This window comes from Micromonospora sp. CPM1 (assembly GCF_023896895.1).
GTDB classification, from domain to species: Bacteria; Actinomycetota; Actinomycetes; order Mycobacteriales; family Micromonosporaceae; genus Micromonospora; species Micromonospora tulbaghiae.
Map to the genome: position 1 here is coordinate 38,979 of NZ_JAMHIU010000018.1, position 24,867 is coordinate 63,845.

Consider the following 24,867-nt stretch of genomic DNA (forward strand, 5'->3'; position numbering starts at 1 on the left):
AACCCCGCTCACCCGGGCGCCGCGCACCCTGTAGGCACGCGGGGCGGCCGGCCGGAGCGCCGGCCGCCCGGAAAACGGCGGGAGGTCGGGTGGCGCGGAGCAGACGGCTGGCGGCCGGCGCGCTGGCGCTGGCGGGGGCACGGGTGCTGGCTCCGGCGGGCGCACGGGTGCTGGCCCGCCGCCGCGCGCGGCGGGCCGGCACGGATCCGCGGCCGGGCCGGTGGCAGGTGGTGACGGTGGCCGCGGCGCCCGAACAGGTGCTCCCGGCGGGGCGGTGGCCCGAGCCGCTGCGCCGCCTCGACGGCGCGGTCGAGGTGTGGGCCCGTCCGGCCCCCGGCGGGCGCGGCACCGAACTGGCGATCCGCCCGCTGGGCGGGGAGTGCACGCTCCCGGGGTTCGCCGCGCACCTGGTCGGCGACGACCCGGGCCGGTTCCTGCGGCAGGTGCTGCGGCAGACCAAGCAGCTCCTGGAGACCGGCGAGGTGCTGCGGGCGGACCGTTCGCCACTGGACCGGCCGGGGACGCCGACGTGAGGGCGCTGTGCTGGGCCGGGGCCGGCCTCGTGGAGGTGCGCCGCGTCCCGGACCCGGAGCTGCGCAACGCCCAGGACATGATCGTCCAGGTCCGGCGCAGCACCACGTGCGGCGCGGACCTGCCGCTGCTGGGCGGGCGGGTGCCCGAGGCGTCCGCCGGGGAGGTGCTCGGACGTGAGTTCCTCGGCGACGTGGTCGAGGTCGGTCCGGAGGTACGCCGGCACCGGGTCGCCGACCGGGTGGTGGTCGGCGCGGCGGTGGCCTGCGGGGCGTGCTGGTTCTGCCGGCAGGGGCTGCCGGCCTGCTGTGACAACGGCACGAGCGGCGTGACCGCCGAGCCGGCGTGGGGGCAGCCGTCCGCCGGCGGTTACGGCCGGCCGGCCCGCCTGGGCGGCTTCGCCGGTGGCCACGCCGAGTACGTGCGGGTGCCGTACGCCGACGTGGGCGCGTTCGCCGTACCGGAGTCGGTGAGCGACGAGCGGGCGGTGTTCGCCGCCGACGCCGCGCCGGCCGGCTGGTACGGCGCCGAGCTGGGCGAGGTCGCCCCCGGCGACGTGGTGGCGGTGTGGGGTGCGGGCGCGGTCGGCCAGCTCACCGCCGACGCGGCGGTGGCCCGGGGCGCGGACCGGGTGGTGGTCGTCGACGACCGGGACGACCGGCTGCGGATGGTCACCGGGCACGACGGCGTGGAGGCGCTCAACCACAGGTACGTGGACGTGCTCGCCGAGCTGCGCGAACGCAGCGGCGGCCGAGGGCCGGACGTGTGCGTCGACGCCTCCGGGGTGCCGGCCGCGCCGGTGCGGTGGCCGGCGGCCGAGCCGGACGGCGGGGCGGCGCTGCGCGAGGCGGTGCACGCCTGCCGCAAGGGCGGCGTGGTGGTGGTGCTCGACGCCCGGCCCGGATTCGTGGACCGGTTCCCGCTCGGCGCGCTCGCGGACAAAGGGCTCGCGGTCCGCGCCGCCCGGCGCCGGGGCGGTGCCGCGATCCCGGCGCTGCTGGAGCGGATGGCCCGCGACGAGCTGGTCACCGAGCATCTGGCCACCCACCGGATGCCGCTGGAGCGCGGCGCCGAGGGGTACGCGTTGTTCCGGGACAGGACCGACGGCTGCGTCCGGGTGGTCTTCACACCGTGAAGGTGAGCGCCGTGGATGGCACACTCGGCGGATGCGCGCAGACCGTCCGTACGACCTCGTCCTGTTCGGCGCCACCGGCTTCACCGGCGGGCTGACCGCCGAGTACCTGGCCCGGCACGCGCCGGACCGGCTGCGCTGGGCCCTCGCCGGGCGCAACCCGGACAAGCTGGCCGCGGTGCGGGACCGGTTGACCGCCGTCGACCCGGCCCTGGCCGACCTGCCACTGCTCACCGCCGACGTGACCGACCCGGCGTCGCTGCGCGCGGTGGCGGAGAGCGCCCGGGTGGTGGCCACGACCGTCGGCCCGTACGTGCACCACGGCGAGCCGCTGGTGGCCGCCTGCGCCGCGGCCGGCACCGACTACCTCGACATCACCGGTGAGCCGGAGTTCGTCGACGGGATGTACGTGCGGCACCACGCCGAGGCGGTGCGCACCGGGGCACGCCTGGTGCACGCCTGCGGCTTCGACTCGATCCCGCACGACCTGGGCGTCTGGTACACGGTCAAGCAACTGCCGGCCGACGGGCCGATCGCCGTGGACGGGTACGTCCGGGCCGGTGGCCGGTTCTCCGCCGGGACGTACCACTCGGCGCTCACCGCGTTCTCCCGTACCGGTGAGATGAGCCGCGCGGCGCGGGCCCGCCGGGCGATGGAGCCAGGCCCGGAGGGACGCCGGGTCCGCGCGGTGCCGGGCAAGGTCGGCCGGGTACGCGAGTTCGGCCAGTGGGCGGTGCCGCTGCCCACCATCGACCCGCAGGTGGTCCGCCGGTCCGCGGCGGCCCGCCCGGAGTACGGCCCGGACTTCCGCTACCGGCACTTCGCGGCGATGAAGCGGCTGCCCACGGTGCTCGTGGCCGGCGTCGGGCTGGCCGGCGTGGTGGGGCTGGTGAAGGTGGCGCCGACGCGGCGCTGGCTGCTCGGGCGGCTCGCCTCCGGGCAGGGGCCGACCGCCGAGCAGCGGGCCAAGTCGTGGTTCCGGGTGCGGTTCGTGGGCACCGGCGGCGGCCGGCGGGTGGTGACCGAGGTGGCCGGCGGCGACCCGGGTTACGACGAGACGGCCAAGATGCTCGCCGAGTCGGCGCTCTGCCTGGCCTTCGACGACCTGCCGGAGACCGCCGGGCAGGTCACGCCCGTCGCCGCGATGGGCGACGCGCTGCTGGACCGGCTGGTACGCGCCGGCATCACGTTCCGCACCCTGCCGGCGTGAGGTTGACCCTCGACCCGCTTGAGGTCACAGGATGACGGCCGTGGAGAGCGAGCTTCGCAGCATCGGCGAACTGGCCCGGGCCAGCGGGTTGACGGTCAGCGCACTACGGTTCTACGACCGTTCCGGCGTGCTGGCCCCGGCCCGGGTGGACCAGGTCACCGGCTACCGCTGGTACACCGAGGAGCAGGTGGACCCGGCCCGCCTGGTGGCCGGGCTGCGCCGGGTGGGGATGCCGCTGGCCGGCATCGCCGAGGCGCTGCGGCACCGGCACCGGCCGGCCGAGGTGCACCGGCTGCTGGACGCGCACCTGCGCCGCCTGGAGGACGGCCTGGCCGACGCCCGTCGCGAACTCTCCCGGATCCGCAGCCTGATCGACCCGGAGGAGACCATCGTGACCACCCGCCTCGTGCTGTCCCGCACCGACCTCGCCGCCGCCGTGGACGCCGTACGCTTCGCCGTCGGCGCCGACCCCGACCTGCCGGTCCTGTCCGGCGTGCTGGTGGAGGTCGAGCCGGACGGGGTCCGGCTGGTCGCCACCGACCGGCACCGGCTGGCGGTGGCCCGCGTCGCCGGCACCGTCGACGGCCCGCCGGTGAGCGCGCTGCTGCCGGTGGCACCGGTGGACGAACTCCGCGCGCTGCTGGGCGCCGAAGGTGCGGGGACCGCCGAGGTCGTCGTCGCCGCCGACCGGGTGACGGTCACGGTGGCGGGCCGCCCGGTGACCGCCGAACCGCTGCCGTACGACTTCCCTGACTACCGGCGGCTGCTGCGGGCACAGCTCGGCGACGTGCCCGCGTACCGGATCCCGTTCGACGGCGCGGCGCTGCGCGCGGCGCTCACCGCCGACGGCGTCCCGGTCTGCCACCGCGCGCACGAGGGCGTCGAGCACGAGGTGGTGGCGCTCGGCCTGGACGGCCGGGGCGAGCTGCGCCTGGTCGACCCGAACGCCGTGGTCGACGCGGGCGGCGCGGGTGGCGCCGACGGCGCGGCTGGTGCGGGTGGCGCCGGTGGCCCGGATGCGCTTCGGGTGGCGGTGAACCGGGAGTACCTGCTGGACGCGCTGGGGTCCGGCGACGGCCAGCTCGTGCTGGAGCTGGACGGCCCGATCGCCCCGCTGGCCGTGCGGCGGGCCGACGACGCGGACGCCTTCTCGGTCCTGATGCCGGTGCGCCTCTGACGCTCCGGTCTCCGGCCCGCGCTCGCCGGTCCCGGCCCCGCACCTCGGCAGGAATCAGTGACCGTGCGTGACCACACCGCCGCCCCCACCCTTCACCCCTCGCGCACTTTGCTCTGCAGCCATCCACGCAACGCTGACGCTCCGTCGAACGCCGCGTCGGTGGCTGCAGAGCAAAGTCGCCGGAGGGGCATGTCGGCCGGAGAACGGATCCGCGAGATTGACCAGTTCAGCGGACTGGCGACCGGCAATGGGCCGGCACGGGCATCGGAGCACCATCACGCAATGTGAACACGCCCTGTCGACGGCTCAACCACCACGCACCGTCACCGGAAAGGGCCTTGCGGCGGCGGGCTGCGCGGGCCGGGCCGGGGCGGCGGGGGCGCGACGGTAGCATCTGGAGGTCCCACCTGACTGCCTGGACGGAGGCGTACGAGCAGCATGCTCGACATGGAGTTGATCCGGAAGGATCGCGAGGCGGTGGCGACCGCGCTGGCGAAGCGTCTGGATCCCGCCGAGGTCACCCGGGCGCTGGACGACATCCAGCGGCTCGACCAGGAGCGACGCGCCCTGATCACGGAGATCGACGCCGAGCGGCAGCGCCGCAAGGCCGAGGCGCGCGCGTACGCGGAGGCGAAACGGTCCGGCGGCACGCCGCAACCGGTCGCCCCGGAGGCCGAGCGCAAGCAGCTCGCGGAGCTGGAGTCCCAGCTCGACGAGGTGCAGTCCCGGCTCCGCTCGGCGATGAGCGAGCTGCCGAACCTGCCCGCCGACGACGTGGTCGCCGGGGGCAAGGAGGCCAACCGGGTGGTGCGCACGTTCGGCGAGGCGCCGGCCATCGAGAAGGTACGCGACCACGTGGAGCTGAGCCGTGCGCTCGGCCTGGTCGACCACGAGCGGGGCGTGAAGCTCGGCGGCTCGGGCTTCTGGATGTACACCGGTCTCGGCGCCCGGCTGGAGTGGGCGCTGGTGAACTGGCTGATCGAGCAGAACATCCAGGCCGGCTACGAGTTCCTGCTCCCGCCGCACCTGCTGCTGGAGAGCGCCGGTTTCGCCGCCGGGCAGTTCCCGAAGTTCCACGACGACGTCTACCACATCGACAAGCAGTCGTCCTCGCGCGGCCAGTTCCTGCTGCCCACCGCGGAGACGGCGATCCTCGGCGCGTACCAGGACGAGATCCTGGAGACGCCGAAGCTGCCGTTGAAGGCGTTCGCGTACACGCCGTGCTACCGGCGCGAGGCGGCCGGTTCGCACTCCGACGAGCGCGGCACCGTGCGCGGCCACCAGTTCAACAAGGTGGAGATCTTCCAGTTCACGCTGCCGGAGCAGGCGGGCGAGGCGCTGGAGGCGATGGTCGGGCACGTCGAGGGCCTGGTCGACAAGCTCGGTCTGCACTTCCAGACCAGCCTGCTCGCCGCCGGTGACGCGAGCGCCTCGATGAAGAAGACGCTCGACGTCGAGGTGTGGATGCCGAGCACCGGCAAGTACAAGGAGGTGTCGTCGGTCTCCTGGGCCGGCGACTACCAGGCCCGCCGGGCGGCCATCCGCTACCGCGAGCCGGGCGCGAAGCAGACCCGTTTCGTGCACACGCTCAACGGCTCGGCGCTCGCCACCAGCCGCCTGTTCCCGGCCATCCTGGAGCAGCACCAGCAGCCCGACGGCTCGGTGGTGGTCCCGGAGGTCCTCCGCGACAAGCTGGGCACCGACCGCCTCACCCCGCGCTGACCCGCTCCCCCGCCTCCGCCCCTCCCCCGCGATCTTGCACTTGCGGCCCGCCAGAAGTCCGGTTCACCCCTTCTGCCGGGGCACCAACTGCAAGATCGCGGGGGCGGGAGTGGGGGCGGGGGCGGGTGAGGGCGGCGAGGAGGAGCGCGGCCAGGAGGGCCGCGAGGACGGCGGGGCCCAGAGCGTCGACGGCGTTCACCACGGTCTGCTGAATGTCGGCGGCGGTGCGGATGACCGGGTCGGTGAAGGCGTCGTAGCGACCCTGGGCGAGGCGTACCTCGTACCAGCCGTACCAGGCGACGTAGCCGCCCGCGACCAGCAGCACCACGCCGCTCAGCCGCGGCACCCACGCGCCGGCGCCGCGCAACCGGGCCACGACCCGGCCGCGCAGCAGCGCCACGGCGAGCGCGGCCACCCCGACCACGAGCGCCATCCCCAGCGCGTACGCGCCGAACAGCGCCAGCCCGCGCAGCGGCGACCCGGCCCGCAGGCTGGTCACCACGATCGCCAGGAACGGCGCGATCGCGCAGGTCAGCGACGTGAGCGCGTACGCCGCGCCGAACAGCGCCATGGACGGCCAGGTGCGGGTGAGCCGGGGTGCGACGCGTAACGGGCGTGGCGCGGGCAGCCGCCGGCCGGCGAGCAGCCAGCACCCGGCCAGCGCCAGCAGCACGCCGAGCGTCACCGTCAGCCACGGCAGCCGCGGCCGCAGCCAGTCCGCCGCCGGTGCCAGGGCCAGCCCGAACGCGCCGAACACCAGCACGTACCCGAGGGTCAGCCCGGCCGTCGCGGTGAGCGCGCGGCGGACCGCGCCGCGCCCGCCGTCGGGGCCGGCGACGAGCAACGAGAGGTACGCGGGCAGCATCGCGAAGCCGCACGGGTTGACCGCGCCGAGCATGCCGGCGGTCAGGGCGAGCAGCAGCGTGCCGGTCATCCCCGGGCCAGCGTCTCGACCTGCCGGGTCAGCGCCTCGCCGTCCAGGAATCCCTTGTGGACGACCCGGCCGGTGCGATCCAGGACGACGAACGTGCTCTGTTCGGCCACCTTGAACCGGCGCCACAGCACGCCCGCCCGGTCGTCGATCTGTGTCGTGCCGCCCAGGTCGAACTCGGTGACGAACGACTTCATGGCCTTCTGCTCGCCGAGCCCGGCGACGCCGACGACGGGAACCGTGTCGCGGTAGGCCGGGGCGATCTCGGCCACCGTCCACGCCTGGCTGGCGCAGGTGGCGCACCAGGGCGCCCAGAACCACAGCACCACCGGCCGCCCGGCCAGGGTGGCGGCGTTGAACGCCGTACCGTCGAGGGTCTTGCCGGTGAACGACAGCGTGGCCGGCACCGAGGCGAGTGACGCGGACGCCGGCGACGCGACGGCCGGGGACGCGGGAGCCGGGGACGCGGGGGCCGGGGACTCGGGGGCCACCGCGCCCGCCGGTGCGCCGCCCTCGGGGCCGGCCGCGCAGGCGGTCGCGGCGGCGAGCGTGGCGGCCAGCACGGCGGCGGCGGTGACACGAACGGCGGTACGCATCGGCGGCTCCTGGGTTCTACTCGGCCCGGACCAGGCGGAGCGCGAGCTCGGGACAGACCTTGACCGCCTTGAGCGCGCCCTCGCGCAGCCACGTCGGCACCGGGGTGGGTGGGAACGCCGGATACCCGTTGCCGTCGAGCCGGATGAAGTCCGGCACCACGTGCGCGCACAGCCCGTGCCCGTCGCAGCGCGACCAGTCCAGGGTGAGCTTCTGCGGGTTGCCGTCGGGCGCGCCGGGCAGGCCCATCATGCCCTTGACCCGCTTGCCGCAGCCCTCGCCGGTGGCGTGCAGCCGCAGGTCGTCGGCGAACACCTCCATCGCGGACAGTGCGAACCGGGCGGTGCCGTCCGGGTGGCTGCACGCGCCGCGGCCCTTGACGTCGCCGGCCGCGGCGCGGACCAGCTCGACCGGTGCGCTGCCGGAGACTGCGAGGTCGACCGAGCGGGCCAGGTCGGGCAGGCCCATCTTGCACGGGCCGCACTGCCCCGCGGACTCGCCCGCCAGGTACCGCACCACCTGCGCGGCCTCGCCGAGCGGGCAGGTGTCGGCGCCGAGCGGCACGATGATGCCGGCGCCGAGCGTGCCGCCCACGGCGGTGAGCCCCTTGCGGGACACCTCGGCCCGCTCGGCGGCCGCCGCGGTGATCCACTTACCGTGGTAGCCGCCCATCAGGATGCCCGGGCCGGGCGGCACCTCGCACAGGTCGAGGATCTCGCGCAGCGGGGTGCCGGCGGCGCACTCCACCACGGCGGGGCGCTTCGCCGACCCGGTGACGGTGAGCAGCACGGTGCCCGGCTCGTCGTCGGTGCCGAGCGCGGCGTACTCGTACGGGCCGATCCGGGCGGCGACGGCGAGCTGGGAGTACGTCTCGGCGTTGGACAGCAGCGTGGGCAGCCCGCCGACGCCGGAGTCGCTGGACCGCTTCTTCGTGCCGGGCGGGATGTGCGGCAGGCCGTTGATGCCGTTGACCAGCGCGCCGCCCTCACCGGAGATGAACCGGTGCGGCACGGTGACGATCGTGGTGGGCACCGGCATCCGCCGTTCCTGCAACGCCTCGGTCAGCGAGGGCCGGCCCACGTCGTCGTCGGCCACACCGATCACGATCTCCTCGGCGTCGAGCGCGAACGCGGCGAGCGCGGCGCCGTCCAGGATGAGGTGCGGGGCGCGGGTGAGCAGCACCTTGTCCTTCCAGCTCGCCGGCTCGCCCTCGGTGGCGTTGACGACCACCACGGCACCGAGGTCCTGCCGCTCGCAGGACTCCAGCACCGCGCGCAGCTTGCGGGCGAACGGGAAGCCCGCGCCGCCCTTGCCCTTGAGGTCGATGGCCTCGGCGAGCCGCAGCAGCGCCGCCGGTTCCATCGGGCCGATCGGGCCGTGCACCTCCTCGTGGGCCAGCAGGTCGAGCCGGCCGAACTCGGCGAACCCGGCGGTCAGGCGGGGTTCGCCGACACAGGCGACCGGCGGGACCGTCGTGCGCTTCACCGGGCCTCACCCCGCAGCCCGGCCCAGTACGCGCCGTCGACCGCGTCCGCGTCGGCCCGCTTGCGGCGGCTGGACCGGCTCTCCTTGCCCGCGCGCATCGCCCGGCGGGAGGCGAGGTCGACGAGCGTCGGGGTGTCGTCGACGAACGCCTCGTCGGCGGCGTAGCGGGCCGGCGGGCGCCAGTAGTCCGGCTCCTCCGGCACGTCCTCCTCGTCCCGGTAGCGGCGGCCGGATCCGCTGAGCGGTTCTGCCGTGACCGGGGTGCCGGAGATCGGGCCGGCCGAGATCGGCTCACCGGAGACCGGGCGGGACTCCCAGCGGCGTGGGCTGTCCCACGGCTCCTCCGGCTCGTCGGTCGCGCGCGGCGGCGCGGAGTAGCGGGCCACCTCGGCCGCCGTGGCGTACCGGCTGCTGTCCGGGGGTGCGGAGTGGCGGCCGCCGGTGTCCGGGGGCGCCGAGTGCCGGCCGCCGCTCTCCGGCGGCGCGGAGTACCGGGCGACCAGGTCCTCGTCGTCCCGGGAGCGGCGGCTCACCCGCTCCCCGGTCCGGGACCGGCGGGTCACGCGTTCCTCGTCGTCGCGGCGACGGCGGCGGGGCCGCTCGCCGTCGGTCCGGCGGGCCGGCGCCGTCTCCTCGTCCCGGGCGCGGACGACGGGCTCGCGCTCCTCGTCGCGCCGCCGGGCGGCGGCCGCGCGGACCGGCTCGCGCAGCGATCCGGGTTCCGGCACCACGGGTACGGCGAACCGCTCCGGATCGCGCCGCCGGGCCGTGCCGGCCGGTGCGGTCCAGGTGGCGGTCGCCTCGGCCCAGCGGCCCCGGCCGGCGCCCTTGTCCTCCTTGTCGGCGGCCTTCTTGCGGGTGAGCGCGGCGAACACGCCGGTACGCTCCTCGCCCTTGCCGGCCATCGCCTTGTTGAGCGCGACCGCCTGGTGCTGCTCGCGGCTGCGCTTGCCGAGGTGGACCGAGACGCGCACCAGCAGCGCCATCACCACGAGCACCACGCAGGCGAGGTAGCTCAGCACCACCCAGGCGGCGGCCGGACGGCCGGCGTTGAGGCCGTGCACCAGCGCGAACGGCCAGGACACGTACGCCATCGAGTGCAGCGCGCGCCAGAACCACTTCGGGCCGACCCCGGCGAACCGGACCCGGATGATGCCGGTCCAGAGCACGCCCACCATCAGCAGCGCGGCGACGGTCCCCAGTCCGACGTAGAGGCCGCTGCCGCTGAGGAACGGCACCACGGCGTCGGTCGGCCCGGCCCGGCCGATCGCGACCTTGGTGATGACGTGGAAGACCAGGCCGGCCACGCCGAGCACGCCGGTGGCCCGGTGCGCCGACTGGAGCAGCACGCGGTGCCGGATGAGCAGCACCAGGCGGTCGGTGGCGAGCAGGCCCAGCATCACTGTGATGCTGAGCGAGACCAGGGCGACCACCCCGGCGAAGAACTCGGTGAAGAAGAATCCGTACGAGTACATGACGCCGCCGGCGCCGGCCAGCTCCACACCCGCCCATGCGAGGCCGAGTGCGGAGGCGGTCAGTGCCACCATCGCGGACTTCGACATCGTCCGGGCACCACGGCTGGTGCTGGTGGTCCGGACGGTCGTCGCCTTCTCGTTCTGCTGTGCCCGGGCCATCTGCTCCTCGATCGTCTCGCGGCGGCGCCCCCACCGGCCGACCCTGCTCCCCACTCAGGTACGGAGGGACGGCGCGGACGGATCACCTCCGGTGGCGAATTTCTCGGCCGGATTCTCGAACCGTCCAGCCCGGACGCGCGTGTAGCGCCTGACGCAACGACGGATGCCCATGCGTTGACAGACTTTGCAACAGGCTCGTAACCTTGCCGCAAAATTTCAGGCTGGCTTGCAAGAAGCCAGCACTGAAACAGGCTCCACTCCCCCGCATCCCCCGCACCCCGCAGGAGTCCTGATGCATCGACGCCGATGCCGCGCCGCCGCGCTCGCCCTGAGTCTGGCCGCGAGCCTGCTCGTACCCGTCACCGCGGCGGCACCCCCGGCCGCCGCCGCCACCCCGGGCGCCAAGAAGGTGATCGTCCAGCTCTTCGAGTGGAACTGGACCTCGGTGGCCGCCGAGTGCACCAGCACGCTGGGCCCGAAGGGCTACGGCTACGTGCAGGTGTCCCCGCCGCAGGAGCACGTCAACAGCAGCCCGTGGTGGGTGTCGTACCAGCCGGTCAGCTACCGGATCGAGTCCCGCAAGGGCACCCGCGCGCAGTTCCAGTCCATGGTGAACACGTGTCACGCCGCGGGCGTCAAGGTGATCGTCGACGCCGTGGTCAACCACATGTCCGGGCAGGACAACGGCGGCACCGGCTGGGCCGGTTCGTCGTACGGCCACTACAACTACCCGGGTGTCTACTCGGCGCAGGACTTCCACTACTGCGGCCGCAACGGCAACAACGACATCGCCAACTACAACGACCGGTACGAGGTGCAGAACTGCGAGCTGGTCAACCTCGCCGACCTCAAGACCGAGTCGGAGTACGTGCGCGGCCGGCTGGCCGCGTACCTCAACGACCTGCTCTCGCTCGGCGTCGACGGCTTCCGGCTGGACGGCAGCAAGCACATGCCGGCGGCCGACATCGCCGCGATCAAGGCCAAGCTGTCCCGCAGCGCGTACCTGGTGCAGGAGGTCATCTACGGCGCCGGTGAGCCGATCCAGCCGACCGAGTACACCGGCAACGGCGACGTGCACGAGTTCCGGTACGGCAAGGACCTGGCCCGGATGTTCAACAACGAGCGGCTGGCGTACCTGAAGAACTTCGGCGAGTCCTGGGGCTACCTGTCGAGCTCGAAGGCGGTGGTCTTCACCGACAACCACGACACCCAGCGCGAGGGTGGCGTGCTGACCTACCGCAACCGGGGCACGTACGCGCTCGCCAACGCGTTCATGCTGGCCTGGCCGTACGGCACGCCGGCGGTGATGTCGAGCTTCACGTACAGCGGCCGGGACCAGGGCCCGCCCGCCGACGGCAGCAACCGGATCACCAACGTGACCTGCTACTCGGGCTGGGAGTGCGAGCACCGCTGGCCGGTCATCGCCAACATGGTCGGCTTCCGCAACGCCACCGAGGGCGTCGGGGTCTCCAACTGGTACGACAACGGCTACCAGCACATCGCGTTCAGCCGTACCGGCAAGGGTTACCTGACGATCAACGACGAGGACACCGCGGTGAACGGCCGGTCGTACCAGACCGGGCTGCCGGCGGGCCGCTACTGCGACGTCGTCCACGGCACGTTCAGCAACGGCTCGTGCAGCGGGCCGGTGATCACCGTGGACTCGTCCGGCTGGTTCGCCGCCAACGTCCCCGCGCACGACGCGATCGCCATCCACATCGGCGCGAAGCTGAGCTGAGCAACCCGCGCCGCGAAGCCCCCGTACCCGTAGTACCGGGTACGGGGGCTTCCGGTCGGTTACAGTCGTTTTCGTGCTTTTCGACCGGTTCGCCACGCGCCGGCCTCCCGGCTGGCTGATCGCCGCGCTCGCCGTACCGCTGCTGCTCGTCACCGCGCTGCTGGTCGGCCGCGCGCTCACCGCCACGCCCGCGCGCCAGGCGGCGCCGCCCGCCGCCGCGCCCCCGGCCACGACCGCCGCGCCGAGCCCGTCGCCGGTCGAGTCGGTGCCGCCGGCCGCGCCACCGCCGGACGACCTGCCGGTGGTCACCTACGACCCGGCGCCGCGCGGCTTCCCGCCCGACCCGGACCCGGCCGACACCCGCCCGCTGAGCGAAGGGCTGCGCCCGAACCGGAACGTGGCCGCGTACGACGCGCCGGGCGGCCGTCCGCTGGCGTTCCTCGCGCCGACCATCAGCGGCGTACGGCTGACGGTGCCGATCGTCGACCGCCGCTCCGGCTGGACGGCGGTGCTGCTGCCGTCGGCCAACCGCACCATCGCCTGGCTGCCGTCCGGCGGCTGGACCACTGTGGTGCTGCGCGATCAGATCGTGGTGGAGCGGCGCACCCACCGCCTCACCTGGAGCCGGGACGGGCGCGCGATGCGCACCTGGCCGGTCAGCCTCGGCATGTCCGGGCAGCTCACCCCGCTGGGCCGCACGTTCGTGCTGGGCCGCACCCCGCCCCCGCAGGCCGTCTACGGCGGCGTCGACATCTTCGCCCTCGGCGCGATCCCCGACGACCCGGACGCGGTGCCGACCGGCCTGCGCGGCGCCCACATCGGACTGCACAGCTGGTACAACGACGACACGCTCGGCAAGAACGTCACCAACGGCTGCATCCGGCTGACCCGTAGCGCCCAGCGCCTGCTCCTGACCGAGGTGGAGCCGGGCACCGCCTTCGTGGTGGTCGACCGCCTGCCCTGACCGGGCTCACCCCAGCAGCCAGCCGTTGGCCTCCGCCACCCGCACCGCGTCGGCCCGGTTACGCGCGCCGGTCTTGCCGATCGCGGCGGAGAGATGATTGCGGACGGTCCCCTCGGACAGATGCAACGTCGCCGCCAGCTCGGCCACCGTGCCGCCGCCGCGTGCCGTACGCAGCACCTCGGTCTCCCGTTCGGTGAGTGGGCTCGGCCCGGTGGCCAGCGTCTCGGCGGCGAGTGCCGGGTCGACCACCCGCAGCCCGGCGTGCACCCGGCGGACCGCGTCGGCGAGCTGCCGGGCCGGGGTGTCCTTGACCACGAAGCCGTTCGCACCCGCCTCCATCGCCCGGCGCAGGTAGCCGGGGCGGCCGAACGTGGTCACCACCAGCACCCGGCACGACGGCAGCGCGGCCCGCAGCGCGGCGGTGGCGGCGACTCCGTCCAGGCCCGGCATCTCCACGTCGAGCAGCGCCACGTCCGGGCCGGTGCGCAGCGCCTCCGGCACCACCTCGTCACCCCGGCTCACCTCGGCCACCACGGTCAGGTCCGGCTCCAGCGACAGCAGCGCGGCCAGCGCGCCCCGGACCAGCGCCTGGTCGTCGGCGAGCAGCAGTCTGATCGGCTCGGTCACAGGTGCGCCTCTCCGTCCGGATCCGCCGCGGGCACCGTCACCCGGAGCAGGAAACCACGCCCGTCGTCCGGCCGCGCCACCGTCACCGTGGCGTCCAGCCGCCGGGCCCGCTCCCGCAGCCCGGCCAGGCCGTGCCCGGCCGTCGTGCCCCGCTGGTCCGCCGGACCCCGGCCGTCGTCGCGTACCTCCACCGCCGACGGCTCGACCCGGATGACGCACCGGCGGGCGCCGCTGTGCCGCACCACGTTGGTCACCCCCTCGCGGACCGTCCAGCCGAACAACTCGTCGCGGTCCGCCGGCAGCGGCGGCACCGACTCCGGCAGCTCCGCGACGACGCCCGCGGCGGCGAGCGCCGACCGCGCGCCGGCCAGTTCGGAGGCCAGATCCACCCCGCGGTACGCCCCGACGGTGCCCCGCACGTCGGCCAGCGCCTCCCGGGCCAGCCGCTCCACGTCGGCGATCTCGGTGGCGGCCCGGGCCGGGTCCAGCTCCATCAGCCGCCCGGCCAGTTCGGCCTTGACCGCCACCACTGTGAGCGAGTGCCCGAGGATGTCGTGCAGGTCCCGGGCGGCGCGGGCGCGTTCCTCGGCCACCGCCAGCCGGCGGATCTCCTGCTGCGCGGCCTGGAGTTCGCCGTTGCGCTGGGCCAGCCGGCTCACCCCGAACATGGCGAACGAGGCGAGCAGCACCGCGAAGACGAGCGTGCTCTCGTGCTCCCAGCCGGGCACCAGACGCGCGGTCACCGGTGGCGCCGCCGCGGCGAGCACCACCACGACCAGCGCCTCTGCCGAGGGCAGCAGGAACACCGCGGCTGCCGCGACGAAGACCAGTGTGGTCAGCCAGTCGCCGCCGGTGCCCGGGATCCCGGCCAGCCCGAGCGCGAGCAGCACGCCGATCAGCAGCCGGGCCCGGCCGGGCGGCACCGGCCGGTTGCGCTGCCGCCGGGCCCGGGCCCACTCGAAGATCAGCACGTACGCCACGGCGAACGCGACGAGCGAGCCGATCCCGGTCAGCCGACGCCACATCTGCGGCTGGTGCAGGGCGGTGGTGAACGGGATGTTGAGGAAGAACAGCCAGACCGCCGCCAGCAGCCAGCCGGTGATCCGCCAGTGGCGGTTCACCGGCCGGGCCGGGACGGGCGGCGACGTCACGCCGATCACGCTAGTGCCACCTCAGACGCGTGTGGTGTCCCGGCGGAACAGCCGGGCCGCGCCGAGTCCGAAGAACACGGTCCAGGCGGTCACGTTCGCCACCGCCGCCCAGTCCACCCCGGTGCCGGTCAGCGGCGCGCGGGCGAGCTGACCGACCCCGTACACCGGGGTGAACTTGGCGATCTGCTGCATCACGTCGGGCAGCAGCTCCAGCGGGACGAACAGGCCGCCCAGCATGGCCAGGATGGCCAGCGCCGGGCCCATGAACTGCATGACGTTCTCGGCCGGGGCGAGGTAGCCGACGAACAGCCCGAACGCGGCGAACACGAGCGCGCCGATCCAGGCGGTCAGGCCGGACTCCACCCAGACGTGCGCCGGCAGCCGCACCCCGGAGGCGGCGCCGACAGCGAACTCCACGAGGACGCCGAGCAGGCCGAGCACCATCGCGGTGGCGACCTTCGTCGCCACGTACCCGGCCGGGCGCAGCGGGGTCAGCCGCAGTTGCCGGCTCCAGCCCAGCGCCCGTTCGGTGGCGACAGCCGCGCCGGCGCTGGTGGTGGCGACCATCGCCGCGTACACGGCGAGGCTGATCATGATCCAACCGGTGACCGGCAGCCCGTTGTCCAGCTTCTCCCCGCGCGTGGGCAGCCCGAACAGCAGGAAGAACACGGCCGGCATGACCAGGATGAACAGCAGCGTGCGGCGGTTGCGCAGCACCCGGCGTATCTCGATGGCGAGCACCGGCGCGCAGAACCCGCCGAGTGCGGGCGGCCGGCGGTCGGCGGCGCGGGCGCCGGTGGTGGACGAGGTCGTGGCGGTCATGGCGGGACTCCCCGAGGGTCGGTTCAGGCGGAGGCGGTCAGGGTGAGGAACGCGTCCTCGAGGTTGCGTGAGGTGATCTCCAGGTCCCGGGCGCCGGTACGGGTCAGCAGGTGCCGGGCCACCACGTCGGAGTCCTCGCTGTGCACCAGCACCACGTCGCCGCGTACCTCGACCGACCGGACGCCCGGCAGCGCGGCGAGCGCGGCCTGGTCGGCGCCGGGCAGCGTGGCCCGCACGACCCGGCCGGCGGCCAGGTTCTTGATCTCGGCGGTGGTGCCGTCGGCGACCACGCGGCCCTGGCGGATCAGCACGATCCGGTCCGCGTACGCGTCGGCCTCGTCCAGGTAGTGGGTGGCGAACAGGACGGTCCGGCCGGAGCGGGCGTCGGCCCGGATCGCCTGCCAGAAGTCGCGGCGGCCCTCCACGTCCATGCCGGTGGTCGGCTCGTCCAGCACCATCAGGTCCGGGTCGGGCAGCAACGCGAGCGCGAACCGCAGGCGCTGCTGCTGTCCGCCCGAGCACTTGCCCACCGCGCGGTCGGCGATCCCGGCGATGCCGGCGCGCTCCAGCACCTCCGCCACCGGCCGGGTGTGGCCGTAGAAGTGCGCGGTCATCCGTACCGTCTCGGCGACCGTGAGGTCCTTGAGGAGGCCGCCGGTCTGCAACACGGCGGACCGTGCCGGCGTCCGGGCGGGCCAGCCCGAGCAGCATGTCGACGGTGGTGGTCTTGCCGGCGCCGTTGGGGCCGAGGAACGCCACCACCTCGCCGGGGGCGATCCGCAGGTCGAGCCCGTCGACGGCGGTCACCGGGCCGAAGGTCTTGGTGAGTCCGGCCAGGTCCACGGCCGGTGCGGAATCGGTCATGCCCCGATGCTCCGGCGTGCGGTGTCCGGTTCCCCGGAGCGGCAGTCACCTTCCGGCCGTGACATTTGTCAGGCGGTCACACCGCCGACGGCGGACGCCCGGGTTGTCCGCTCAGGCTGTCGCGCCGCCGTCGACCGCGATCGACGCACCGGTGATGTGCCGTCCGCCGGCGCCCACCAGGTGGCTGACAGTCGCCGCCACGTCTTCCGGTTCCGCGTACCGGCCGAGGGCGATGTGCGACCGCTGCCCGTCCGCGCCCGCGCTGTCCGCCGGGTTCATGTCGGTGTCGGTCGAGCCGGGCAGGATCAGGTTGACGGTGATCCCGCGCGGACCGAGTTCGCGGGCGAGCGCCCGGGTCAGCCCGTTCACGGCGCTCTTGGTCATCGCGTACGCGCTCACCCCGGGAGCCGGGACACGGCTGGCGAAGCTGCTGCCGATGTTGACGATCCGCCCACCCGCACCCATGTGGCGCACCGCCGCCTGGGTGGCGAGGTAGACCCCGCGCACGTTCACCGCGATCGCCCGGTCCAGGGCGTCGAGGCTGACCGACTCGATCGGCCCACCCGCGAACACCCCGGCGTTGTTGACCAGGATGTCCAACCGCCCCAACTCGGCGACGGTCCGCTCCACGGCGCCGACCACGGCCGTCGCGTCGGTACTGTCCGCATTGATCGCCAGGCCGGTCCGGCCGTACGCCTCGATCTCGGCCACCACGGACTTCGCGCTTTCCTCCGCGGTGCGGTAGGTGAACGCGACGTGGATGCCGTCCTCGGCCAGCCGGCGCACGACGGCGGCGCCGATCCCCCGGCTCCCGCCCGTCACCAGGGCAACCCTGTCGGCAAGTCTGACCGTCATGCCGTCATCCTGACAGTCGACTCAGGACGCTGATCATCCGGGTCGCCCCGTCCATTTCCTGTCCGTTCGATCGGACAGGATTGCCGGCACCCAGTCCGGGTACGCGCGGGCCGTCCAGCGGCGAAACGGGGAGACCAGACATGAGCGCACCGACAGGACGGGTCGACACGATCGTGCTCATCCACGGCCTCTGGATGACCTCACGAAGTTGGGAGCACTGGGCCGAACGGTACGCCGCGCGCGGCTTCCAGGTGCTCACGCCCGCCTGGCCCGGCATGGACCGCGAGGTGGAGGAGCTGCGGGCCGACCCGGCGCCGATCGCCGCGCAGCGCATCGCCGACATCGCCGACCACTACGAGGCGATCATCAGGGGCCTGCCGCGTCCGCCGATCATCATGGGCCACTCGTTCGGCGGCCTGGTCGCCCAGTTGCTGGCGGACCGGCGCCTCGGCGCGGCGGTGGTCGCCGTGCACCCCGCGCCGGTACGGGGCGTGCTCAAGCTGCCGCCCAGCACGCTGCGCTCCGGGTATTCGATCCTGCACAACCCGGCCAACCGGCACCGGGCCGTGCCGTTCACCCCGGAGGACTTCCGGTACGCCTTCGGCAACACCATCAGCCAGGAGCAGTCCGACGCCGCCTGGGAGCGCTACGCCGTACCGGGCGCCGGGCACGTGCTGTTCGAGGCGGCGTTCGCCAACCTGGACCCGAACTCGGCCACCGAGATCGACAAGAAGCGCAGCGACCGCGCCCCGCTGCTGATCACCGCGGGCGGTGAGGACCACGTGGTGCCGGCGACCCTCGCCAGCAGCATCGCCAACCTCTACCGGAGTTCGACGGCGCTCACCGGCTACCGGGAGTTCCCCGGCCGGTCGCACTTCGTCGGCGGCGAACCGGGCTGGGAGGAGGAGGCGGACTTCGCGCTGGAGTGGGCGGTCGAGGCGGCGAACGAGTTCTCCCCGACGGTGGTCGCCGAGGCCCCTCGACGCCGCTGACCCCGGCGGGCACTCATCGCGGCCGGAACCGCCGGGAGCACTCGCCGTCGTGTCCGGGCCGGAGCAGGCACCGCTGCCCACCGGGCAGCAATCGGTCGCAGAACACCCAGTGGCGGACGTTCTGGTCGTCCTCCGCCGAGACTGTGGTGCCGCCGGGCTCGGTCTGTGGCAGGACGTGGGTCCAGTGCGCCACCACCCGGGCCAGCCGCTGAGCGGAGAGCAGGTCGTTGACGACGACCGGCAGGTGGATCACCCAGCGCTCGGTCACCTGTCGTACCCCCGCTCGTTGCGGGCTTGGGCCTGCTCCGACTGCCAGCGGCGCAGCGCATTCTTGACCCGGTCCGTCTCCCGGCGGCTCTGCGCCAGCGCGTCGTAGACGGCGGCCAGGTCACCGGCGACGCGGTCGAGGAACTCCCGTACCTCCTGCGGGTCGAGCCCGCGCCGGCCCAGCGGGGTCGTCCGGAAGTTCCGCTCACGCACCTGCCACGGGCGCAGGGGCTGGTAGGCGGACGAGCGGTAGCAGGTCGATCCGAGGACCGTCCGCCGGCGACCTCGGACCCGTCGAAGGAAGACGCGCATGACAGAACCTGCCCCTCACCGTCGAGATCGAACCGTGGAAGGGGTGGGTCCGTCGGTCCGCCCCGCACCGGCGGACCCACCCCGGCACCTGCCACCGCAGCCTTCGACCGGCAGTACGTCAGCAGGGCACAACACGTGGCCCAGGTCGGCAAGCCCAGTAACCCAGCCGATCCGGCCACTCACTCATCGTGCAGCGAACCGCACCCTTTATGCAACTCCCGATTCGGGAGAGTGTCGTTGCGATGCTCGTCCGATTCCGCCACACTGACCGGCATGACTGGAAGCCCGACCGTCCGACGTCGACGCCTGGCCGCCGCCCTTCGTCGCCTCCGTGAGCAGACCGGCATGACCGCCGACCAGGCCGCCAAGGAGGTGGGCATATCGAAGTCGGCGATCAGCCGCATCGAGAACGCCCAGGTATCCGTCATGCCGCCGGTCGCCCGTGGTCTCCTTGAGCTGTACGGCGTGGAGGGCGACGAGGTGGACGCCCTCGTCCAGGTCGCGCGCGACGCCCGCAAGCGCGGCTGGTGGCAGGCGTACGACGACGTGCTGCCGGACTGGTTCGAGGTCTACGTCGGGCTGGAAGCCGAGGCGTCCGAGATCCGCGCGTTCCAGCCACAACTGATTCCGGGTCTACTCCAGACCGCCGACTACGCCCGCGCGGTCATCCGCGCCGAGCACCCAGACGCCCCAAGCGACGAGGTGGACCGGCGGGTGGAGTTGCGCATGCGCCGACAGGACACCGAGACTCCGCCGAAGCTCTGGGTGGTGCTGGACGAGGCAGCACTACGGCGGCCGGTCGGCGGTGCGGAGCTGTTCGCGGCGCAGTTGCGGCGACTGGCCGAGGAGGCGGACCGACCCGGCCGCACCATCCAGATCCTGACCTTCGGCGCGGGCGAGTACGGGTCGATGGGCAGCGCCTTCAGCGTGCTGACCTTCCCCGAGCCGGCCGATCCGGGGGTCGTCTACGTCGAGACCCGCGCGGGTAGCCTCTATCTCGAAGGCCAACAGGTCAGGGAGTACAGCCGCGTCTTCGAGCACCTGGTCGCCACGGCGGCCGGCGCTCGGGAGTCGCGCGACCTCATCCTGGGGGCGATCGACGAGCTGTGAGAGGACGGCGCGGGTGGAAGAGGCCAACCAGGCGACGGTGACCTGGCGCAAGAGCACCCGCAGCAACGGCTCCGGCGACTGCGTCGAAGTCGCCGACGGCCTGCCCGGCGTGGTCGGGCTACGCGACAGCAAGGACCCCGCCGGTCCGGCCCTCGCCTTCGACCAGGCAGCCTGGTCGACCTTCATCGCGAGCGTCAAACAGCGGTCGTTCCGCCGCTGACGCCCTGATGGCTCTGCCCTGGTGCCCTGTGAGATGCCACCCGGCCCTGGTGTGCGGGTGGGTCCGCCGGGTATGACGGGAACATGAGGGCGAGTTTCCGTCTGGGTCGGATCGCGGGCGTACCGGTCGGCGTCAACTGGAGTGTCCTGGTCATCTTCGTGCTGATCGCGTGGGCGCTGTCGGCGAGCCTGTTCCCGGCTTCGTACCCCGGTCACTCGCCCGTCGCCTACGTCGCGGCCGGGCTGGCCGCCGCCGTGGTCTTCTTCCTCGGCCTGCTCGCCCACGAGGTGGCGCACGCGGTGGTCGCCAAGCGCAACGGCATCGAGGTCGAGGGCATCACGCTGTGGCTGTTCGGCGGCGTGGCCGAGCTGAAGGGCGAGGCGAAGGACCCGGGCGCCGAACTGCGGATCGCCGGGGTCGGGCCGCTGGTCAGCCTGATCATCGGGCTGGTCTTCGCCGCGATCGCGGTGGTGGTGGCCGTGAGCTACGGCGACGGGCTGCTGCTGGGCGCGCTGTCCTGGCTGGCCGGCATCAATGTGCTGCTGGCGATCTTCAACGTGCTGCCGGCCGCCCCGCTGGACGGCGGGCGGCTGCTGCGCGCGGCGGTCTGGAAGTTCACCGGCGACCGGACCAAGGCGTCGGTGGTGGCGGCGCGTGCGGGGTGGGTGCTCGGTGTGGTGCTGATCGGGCTGGGGCTGTGGCGGTTCTTCACCGGCGCCGGGTTCGGCGGGCTGTGGCTGGCGCTGATCGGCTGGTTCCTGCTCGGCGCCGCCGGCCAGGAGGAACGCGCCGCACGGATGGGCGACGCGCTGCGCGGCATCCGGGTGGGCGACGTGATGACGCCGCAGCCGCAGACGGCGTCCGGCGACCTCACCGTGGCCGACTTCGTCGACCACTACCTCTTCGCGTACCGGCACTCCGCGCTCCCACTGACCGTCGACGGCAGGCCGGTCGGCCTGGTCACGCTCGATCGGGTACGCGGCATCGCGGCGGACCGCCGCGCCTCGACCACGCTGGCCGAGGTGTCCTGCCGGGCGGACGAGCTGGTGCTCGCCCGCCCGGAGGAGCAGCTCACCGACCTGCTGCCCCGGCTCAACGAGTGCACCGACGGCCGGGCGCTCGTGGTGATCGACGACCAGCTGGTCGGCATCGTCTCGCCCAGCGACATCAGCCGGGCGGTGCAGCGCGGCAGCCTGCGCCAGCAGACGCCCGCCGGGCGGTAACCCCGCATGGGTGACCGCACCGAGCGAAGCGAGGGCCGGGAGCGCATGCCCAGCGCCGTCAGACCCGGGGGAAGTAGCGGTCCATCTCGACGGTGCGGAACTTCCCCTTCGGGTCGAACTCGCGCAGCAGCGCGGCGAAGTCGGCGTGGCGGGGGTACGCGCCGGCGGGATCGCGCTCGAACAGCTTCCCCCAGTGCGGGCGCGGCGCGAACGGGGCGAGCCGCTCCTCCACCTCGGCCAGCACCGGCGCCACCGCCACCGGGTCGCCGATCCAGGTGAAGTGCAGCGCCAGCGAGTCGCGCCGGTAGTTCGGGCTCAGCCAAAGCTCGTCGGCGGCGACCGTCCGCAGCTCACAGATCTGGAGCACGGCGGCGATCCGATCGGCGACCGGGTCGAGCGCGGCGAGCGCCGCCGCCGCGTCGGCGCGGGCCACGTGCCACTCGGACTGCAACTCGTCGCCGCTGCTCGGGGTGAAGCCGAGCCGGAAGTGTGGCAGCCGCTCGTGCCACGGCCCCGGCTCACCGAGCTGCGCGGTGCAGTGCTCCGGCGACATGCCGGGCACCGGGTGCCGGGGCGAGTCGGCCGCCACCGTGTCCAGCCAGTCGGCGGGCGGCGGCGCCTGGTCGGCGTACTGCTTCACCCACACCTGGTCGAAACGCTCCGAACGCCACGAGGTGAAGACGCTGACGCTGTACGCGGCGTCGAGCGCCTCGTCCAGCGCCGCGCGGGGCAGGCCGAGCCGGACGTGCTGGCGCACCGCGTACGTGGGCACCACGTCGAGCGTGAGCCGGGTGACCACGCCCAGCGCGCCCAGGTTGACCACCAGCCCGGCGAACCGCGGGTCGGCCCGGTCGACGGTGATCACGTCGCCGTCGGCGGTGACCAGTTCCAGCGCGGCGACGGCGGCGGCGAGGTTGCGGTTCCGCGCGCCGGAGCCGTGCGTGGCGGTGGCGACCGAGCCGGCCACCGAGATGTGCGGCAGCGAGGCGAGGTTCGCCAGCGCGTACCCCTGGGCCTGGATCGTGGTGGCCAGGTCGCCGTAGCGGACGCCGGCCGCGACGGTGGCGGTGCCGCGGTCGGGGTCGAGCGCGACGGTGGGCGGCAGGCCGTCCAGCGCGATCTGGGTGCCGGTGGTGTCGCCGAGCCGGTTGAACGAGTGGCCGGTGCCGACGGCCCGGACCAGGTCGGCCTCCGCGACCAGCCGGCGCAGCTCGTCGGTCGAGGTCGGCCGCGATCGGGTACGCGCGGACCAGCTGACGTTTCCGGCCCAGTTGGTGTCCGTCATGCGCTGCATCATGCGCCATCATGCGCCGGCAGGGTTGCCCCGGCCACTCGGCGGGAATCCTGGCGGGATGAGCAGCTACCGCGACCCGAGCCTCCGCGGCGACGTGTACCCGTCGGAGGAGGAGATCGACCCGACCGGCGTGGACCCCGACGCTGCGGAGATGCCGCCTGCCGCTGTGGGCGTGGCGCCCGCCGCTGTGGGCGTGGTGCCCGTCGCGACCGCGCCGGTGCCGGGGCCCACGCCGGAGCCCGAGCCGGCCCCGGTGCCCCACCCGGGGCCGCCGCCGCGCCAGGGGGCGGCCCGGTCGATCGTGACCCGGCACCTGGACGGTTCCGTCGAGGTGGTGACCGACCTCGACGGCGACGGCGTGGCCGACGTGGTGCAGGTCGACCTGGACGGCGACGGCGTGCCCGACGTGACGTACCTGGACAGCGACCGCGACGGCCGCCTGGACACCGTCCGCCGCGCCACAACAAGCTGACCCGTCCGCCGCCCACCCTCACGCCCCGCCCCAGCCCGCCCCAGCCCGCCCCAGCTCGCCCCAGCCCGCCCCAGCCCGCCCCAGCCCGCCCCAGCCCGCCCCAGCTCGTCGATCTTGGAGTTGTGGCGCCCGGATTGTCGCTCAAGCGAGGCTTGTCAGGTGCCACAACTCCAAGATCGATGGGGACGGTCGAGCGGCGGGCGGGGGGCCGGGTCAGAGCTGGGGCATCACCTCGGCGGCCACCAGCTCCAGGTGGTCCAGGTCGCTCAGGTCGAGCACCTGGAGGTAGGCGCGCGAGCTGCCCGCCTCGGCGTACCGGCCGATCGTGTCGACCACCTCGGCGGGCGTACCGGCGGCACCGTTCGCGCGCAGCTCGTCGGGTTCACGGCCGATCGCCTCGGCGCGGCGCTTCACCTCGGCCTCGTTGCGGCCGCAGCAGAGCACGAGCGCGTTGGACCAGGTCATCGTGGACGGATCACGGTCGATCTCGGCGCAGGCGTCGCGTACCCGCCCGAACTGCGCCACGGTGTCCTCGACCGAGGCGAACGGCAGGTTGAACTCGTCGGCGTACCGGGCGGCGAGGCGGGGCGTGCGCTTCGGTCCCATGCCGCCGAGCAGGATCGGGGGGCGGGGGCGTTGCACCGGCTTGGGCAGCGCTGGCGAGTCGCTGACCGGGTAGTACGTGCCGGGGAAGTCGAACGTGGAGCCGGCCGGGGTGGACCAGAGCCCGGTGATGACGGCGAGCTGCTCCTCCAGCCGGTCGAACCGCTCCCCCAGCGCCGGGAACGGGATGCCGTACGCGGAGTGCTCCTCGGCGTACCAGCCGGTGCCGATGCCCAGCTCGACCCGGCCGCCGCTCATCTGGTCGACCTGCGCCACGGTGATCGCCAGCGGGCCGGGCAGCCGGAACGTGGCGGCGGTCATCAGTGTGCCGAGCCGGATCCGGGTGGTGTCGCGGGCCAGGCCGGCGAGCGTGGTCCAGGCGTCGGTCGGGCCGGGATCACCGCTCACCGAGCCCATCTTCAGGTAGTGGTCGGAGCGGAAGAACGCGGCGAAGCCGGTCTCCTCCGCGCGGCGGGCCACGGCGAGGAGCTGGTCGTATGTGGCGCCCTGCTGGGGCTCGGTGAAGATCCGCAGTTCCATCCCCCGAGCATATGGAGCCGGCCGGGCCGGGGTAGCGCGACCCGTCATTCCTTGCCAGGCATATAACTGATAAGGCATATTACCTGGGTGACCGTCGACGCCTTCACCGTGCTGGCCGAGCCCTCCCGGCGCCGCATCCTCGACCGGCTCCGGCGGGCGGAGAGCAGCGTGGGCGAGCTGGTGGACGCGCTGGGCATGAGCCAGCCGGCGGTCTCCAAGCACCTGCGGGTGCTCCGCGACGCCGGCCTGGTCACCTGCCGTACGGCCGCGCAGCGGCGGATCTACCGGGTCGACGTGGCACCGCTACGAGCAGTGGACAACTGGCTCGGGCCGTACCGGTCGATGTGGACCGCGCACCTCGACGCCCTGGAACGCCATCTCGACAGTCAGGAGTGAC

At 73.9% G+C, this 24,867-nt stretch carries 25 protein-coding genes and 1 pseudogene; 13 read left to right on the plus strand and 13 right to left on the minus strand.

The genetic code is table 11. The annotated features are described in order from the left end of the window. Positions 1-89: 89 nt before the first annotated feature. The 5 genes from M8C11_RS21660 (at position 90) to serS (ending at position 5,772) form a co-directional block, all read left to right on the plus strand. Entirely contained in the window at positions 90-533 is a 444-nt protein-coding gene (locus M8C11_RS21660) for a hypothetical protein (protein WP_120568605.1), read from the plus strand. Continuing rightward, on the plus strand, positions 530-1,666 hold the full coding sequence (locus M8C11_RS21665) for an alcohol dehydrogenase catalytic domain-containing protein (protein ID WP_252452471.1): 1,137 nt from the start codon (positions 530-532) through the stop codon (positions 1,664-1,666). Before M8C11_RS21660 ends, M8C11_RS21665 begins: the two co-directional genes overlap by 4 nt. A 31-nt stretch (positions 1,667-1,697) precedes the next feature. After that, the gene (locus M8C11_RS21670) at positions 1,698-2,873 is read left to right on the plus strand and encodes a trans-acting enoyl reductase family protein (RefSeq protein WP_252452474.1); all 1,176 of its coding nucleotides are present in this window, start codon (positions 1,698-1,700) and stop codon (positions 2,871-2,873) included. A gap of 31 nt (positions 2,874-2,904) precedes the next feature. After that, positions 2,905-4,050, plus strand: coding sequence for a MerR family transcriptional regulator (locus M8C11_RS21675; RefSeq protein WP_252452477.1), 1,146 nt, complete (start codon positions 2,905-2,907; stop codon positions 4,048-4,050). A 438-nt stretch (positions 4,051-4,488) separates the two neighbouring features. After that, positions 4,489-5,772 carry a serine--tRNA ligase gene (gene serS, locus M8C11_RS21680; RefSeq protein WP_252452479.1) on the plus strand — a complete coding sequence of 428 codons (1,284 nt, stop codon included), beginning with the start codon at positions 4,489-4,491 and terminating at the stop codon, positions 5,770-5,772. On the opposite strand, the gene M8C11_RS21685 is transcribed toward serS, so the two are convergent. The 4 genes from M8C11_RS21685 to M8C11_RS21700 are packed head-to-tail and all read right to left on the minus strand — an operon-like array spanning position 5,759 to position 10,470. Then, complete coding sequence (locus M8C11_RS21685) at positions 5,759-6,706, minus strand: cytochrome c biogenesis CcdA family protein (protein ID WP_252452482.1); 948 nt, start codon at positions 6,704-6,706, stop codon at positions 5,759-5,761. The two genes, serS and M8C11_RS21685, sit on opposite strands and share 14 nt — an antisense overlap. Next, positions 6,703-7,299: a redoxin family protein gene (locus M8C11_RS21690; RefSeq protein ID WP_252452485.1), complete on the minus strand. Its 597-nt coding sequence runs from the start codon at positions 7,297-7,299 to the stop codon at positions 6,703-6,705. Before M8C11_RS21690 ends, M8C11_RS21685 begins: the two co-directional genes overlap by 4 nt. 16 nt (positions 7,300-7,315) lie before the next feature. Then, complete coding sequence (locus tag M8C11_RS21695; RefSeq protein WP_120568599.1) at positions 7,316-8,782, minus strand: NADH-quinone oxidoreductase subunit NuoF family protein; 1,467 nt, start codon at positions 8,780-8,782, stop codon at positions 7,316-7,318. Beyond that, positions 8,779-10,470 (minus strand): hypothetical protein, encoded by a 1,692-nt coding sequence (locus M8C11_RS21700; RefSeq protein WP_252452487.1) that lies wholly within the window; start codon positions 10,468-10,470, stop codon positions 8,779-8,781. The genes M8C11_RS21695 and M8C11_RS21700 overlap by 4 nt, the downstream gene beginning before the upstream one ends. A 238-nt stretch (positions 10,471-10,708) precedes the next feature. Here M8C11_RS21700 and M8C11_RS21705 point away from each other — a divergent pair, with 238 nt between their 5' ends. Together M8C11_RS21705 and M8C11_RS21710 are read left to right on the plus strand one after the other, a co-directional pair. Further along, the gene (locus tag M8C11_RS21705) at positions 10,709-12,154 is read left to right on the plus strand and encodes an alpha-amylase family protein (RefSeq protein ID WP_252452489.1); all 1,446 of its coding nucleotides are present in this window, start codon (positions 10,709-10,711) and stop codon (positions 12,152-12,154) included. A gap of 73 nt (positions 12,155-12,227) precedes the next feature. Continuing rightward, positions 12,228-13,118: a L,D-transpeptidase gene (locus M8C11_RS21710; RefSeq protein WP_120568596.1), complete on the plus strand. Its 891-nt coding sequence runs from the start codon at positions 12,228-12,230 to the stop codon at positions 13,116-13,118. Between the two features lie 6 nt (positions 13,119-13,124). Here the strand turns inward: M8C11_RS21710 and M8C11_RS21715 are convergent, their stop codons facing one another. From M8C11_RS21715 to M8C11_RS21735, 5 genes and pseudogenes are all read right to left on the minus strand, one after another. Then, complete coding sequence (locus M8C11_RS21715) at positions 13,125-13,745, minus strand: response regulator (protein WP_043329150.1); 621 nt, start codon at positions 13,743-13,745, stop codon at positions 13,125-13,127. Beyond that, positions 13,742-14,896, minus strand: a complete 1,155-nt coding sequence (locus tag M8C11_RS30605) for a sensor histidine kinase (protein WP_252452491.1) — start codon at positions 14,894-14,896, stop codon at positions 13,742-13,744. The genes M8C11_RS21715 and M8C11_RS30605 overlap by 4 nt, the downstream gene beginning before the upstream one ends. 21 nt (positions 14,897-14,917) lie before the next feature. After that, complete coding sequence (locus M8C11_RS21725) at positions 14,918-15,718, minus strand: ABC transporter permease (protein ID WP_252452493.1); 801 nt, start codon at positions 15,716-15,718, stop codon at positions 14,918-14,920. Between the two features lie 23 nt (positions 15,719-15,741). Beyond that, positions 15,742-16,582: pseudogene (locus tag M8C11_RS21730) on the minus strand (ABC transporter ATP-binding protein). Positions 16,583-16,693: 111 nt separating this feature from the next. Beyond that, entirely contained in the window at positions 16,694-17,437 is a 744-nt protein-coding gene (locus tag M8C11_RS21735; RefSeq protein WP_252452495.1) for an SDR family NAD(P)-dependent oxidoreductase, read from the minus strand. 140 nt (positions 17,438-17,577) lie between these two features. Here M8C11_RS21735 and M8C11_RS21740 point away from each other — a divergent pair, with 140 nt between their 5' ends. After that, positions 17,578-18,429: an alpha/beta hydrolase gene (locus M8C11_RS21740; protein WP_252452497.1), complete on the plus strand. Its 852-nt coding sequence runs from the start codon at positions 17,578-17,580 to the stop codon at positions 18,427-18,429. Between the two features lie 13 nt (positions 18,430-18,442). Here M8C11_RS21740 and M8C11_RS21745 read toward each other — a convergent pair whose 3' ends face one another. Both M8C11_RS21745 and M8C11_RS21750 read right to left on the minus strand, forming a co-directional pair. Next, a complete protein-coding gene (locus M8C11_RS21745) occupies positions 18,443-18,697 on the minus strand; it encodes a hypothetical protein (RefSeq protein ID WP_013287870.1) in 255 nt (84 codons plus the stop codon). Further along, on the minus strand, positions 18,694-19,008 hold the full coding sequence (locus tag M8C11_RS21750) for a DivIVA domain-containing protein (RefSeq protein ID WP_252452500.1): 315 nt from the start codon (positions 19,006-19,008) through the stop codon (positions 18,694-18,696). The genes M8C11_RS21745 and M8C11_RS21750 overlap by 4 nt, the downstream gene beginning before the upstream one ends. Before the next feature lie 273 nt (positions 19,009-19,281). Here M8C11_RS21750 and M8C11_RS21755 point away from each other — a divergent pair, with 273 nt between their 5' ends. The 3 genes from M8C11_RS21755 to M8C11_RS21765 all read left to right on the plus strand — a co-directional run bounded on the left by M8C11_RS21755 (position 19,282) and on the right by M8C11_RS21765 (position 21,561). Then, positions 19,282-20,118, plus strand: a complete 837-nt coding sequence (locus tag M8C11_RS21755; RefSeq protein ID WP_252452503.1) for a helix-turn-helix transcriptional regulator — start codon at positions 19,282-19,284, stop codon at positions 20,116-20,118. Between the two features lie 13 nt (positions 20,119-20,131). Next, on the plus strand, positions 20,132-20,338 hold the full coding sequence (locus M8C11_RS21760) for a DUF397 domain-containing protein (RefSeq protein ID WP_252452506.1): 207 nt from the start codon (positions 20,132-20,134) through the stop codon (positions 20,336-20,338). 83 nt (positions 20,339-20,421) lie between these two features. Beyond that, positions 20,422-21,561 carry a site-2 protease family protein gene (locus M8C11_RS21765; protein ID WP_252452509.1) on the plus strand — a complete coding sequence of 380 codons (1,140 nt, stop codon included), beginning with the start codon at positions 20,422-20,424 and terminating at the stop codon, positions 21,559-21,561. Positions 21,562-21,619: 58 nt separating this feature from the next. Here the strand turns inward: M8C11_RS21765 and M8C11_RS21770 are convergent, their stop codons facing one another. Then, complete coding sequence (locus M8C11_RS21770) at positions 21,620-22,846, minus strand: FAD-binding protein (protein ID WP_305884555.1); 1,227 nt, start codon at positions 22,844-22,846, stop codon at positions 21,620-21,622. A gap of 67 nt (positions 22,847-22,913) precedes the next feature. Here M8C11_RS21770 and M8C11_RS21775 point away from each other — a divergent pair, with 67 nt between their 5' ends. After that, positions 22,914-23,327 carry a hypothetical protein gene (locus M8C11_RS21775; RefSeq protein WP_252452515.1) on the plus strand — a complete coding sequence of 138 codons (414 nt, stop codon included), beginning with the start codon at positions 22,914-22,916 and terminating at the stop codon, positions 23,325-23,327. A 213-nt stretch (positions 23,328-23,540) separates the two neighbouring features. On the opposite strand, the gene M8C11_RS21780 is transcribed toward M8C11_RS21775, so the two are convergent. Then, a complete protein-coding gene (locus M8C11_RS21780; RefSeq protein WP_252452518.1) occupies positions 23,541-24,470 on the minus strand; it encodes an LLM class F420-dependent oxidoreductase in 930 nt (309 codons plus the stop codon). A gap of 87 nt (positions 24,471-24,557) precedes the next feature. On the opposite strand from M8C11_RS21780, the gene M8C11_RS21785 reads away from it, so the two are divergent. Beyond that, entirely contained in the window at positions 24,558-24,866 is a 309-nt protein-coding gene (locus M8C11_RS21785) for a metalloregulator ArsR/SmtB family transcription factor (protein ID WP_252452521.1), read from the plus strand. The last annotated feature ends 1 nt before the right edge of the window (position 24,867 follow it).

Excerpts from the sequence above, each read along its gene's own strand:
- M8C11_RS21670 (WP_252452474.1), top strand. The coding sequence starts at position 1,698 with ATGCGCGCAGACCGTCCGTACGACCTCGTCCTGTTCGGCGCCACCGGC.
- M8C11_RS21675 (WP_252452477.1), top strand. The coding sequence starts at position 2,905 with ATGACGGCCGTGGAGAGCGAGCTTCGCAGCATCGGCGAACTGGCCCGG.
- serS (WP_252452479.1), top strand. The coding sequence starts at position 4,489 with ATGCTCGACATGGAGTTGATCCGGAAGGATCGCGAGGCGGTGGCGACC.
- M8C11_RS21685 (WP_252452482.1), bottom strand. The coding sequence starts at position 6,706 with ATGACCGGCACGCTGCTGCTCGCCCTGACCGCCGGCATGCTCGGCGCG.
- M8C11_RS21690 (WP_252452485.1), bottom strand. The coding sequence starts at position 7,299 with ATGCGTACCGCCGTTCGTGTCACCGCCGCCGCCGTGCTGGCCGCCACG.
- M8C11_RS21705 (WP_252452489.1), top strand. The coding sequence starts at position 10,709 with ATGCATCGACGCCGATGCCGCGCCGCCGCGCTCGCCCTGAGTCTGGCC.
- M8C11_RS21725 (WP_252452493.1), bottom strand. The coding sequence starts at position 15,718 with ATGACCGCCACGACCTCGTCCACCACCGGCGCCCGCGCCGCCGACCGC.
- M8C11_RS21735 (WP_252452495.1), bottom strand. The coding sequence starts at position 17,437 with ATGACGGTCAGACTTGCCGACAGGGTTGCCCTGGTGACGGGCGGGAGC.
- M8C11_RS21740 (WP_252452497.1), top strand. The coding sequence starts at position 17,578 with ATGAGCGCACCGACAGGACGGGTCGACACGATCGTGCTCATCCACGGC.
- M8C11_RS21750 (WP_252452500.1), bottom strand. The coding sequence starts at position 19,008 with ATGCGCGTCTTCCTTCGACGGGTCCGAGGTCGCCGGCGGACGGTCCTC.
- M8C11_RS21755 (WP_252452503.1), top strand. The coding sequence starts at position 19,282 with ATGACTGGAAGCCCGACCGTCCGACGTCGACGCCTGGCCGCCGCCCTT.
- M8C11_RS21765 (WP_252452509.1), top strand. The coding sequence starts at position 20,422 with ATGAGGGCGAGTTTCCGTCTGGGTCGGATCGCGGGCGTACCGGTCGGC.
- M8C11_RS21770 (WP_305884555.1), bottom strand. The coding sequence starts at position 22,846 with ATGACGGACACCAACTGGGCCGGAAACGTCAGCTGGTCCGCGCGTACC.
- M8C11_RS21775 (WP_252452515.1), top strand. The coding sequence starts at position 22,914 with ATGAGCAGCTACCGCGACCCGAGCCTCCGCGGCGACGTGTACCCGTCG.
- M8C11_RS21780 (WP_252452518.1), bottom strand. The coding sequence starts at position 24,470 with ATGGAACTGCGGATCTTCACCGAGCCCCAGCAGGGCGCCACATACGAC.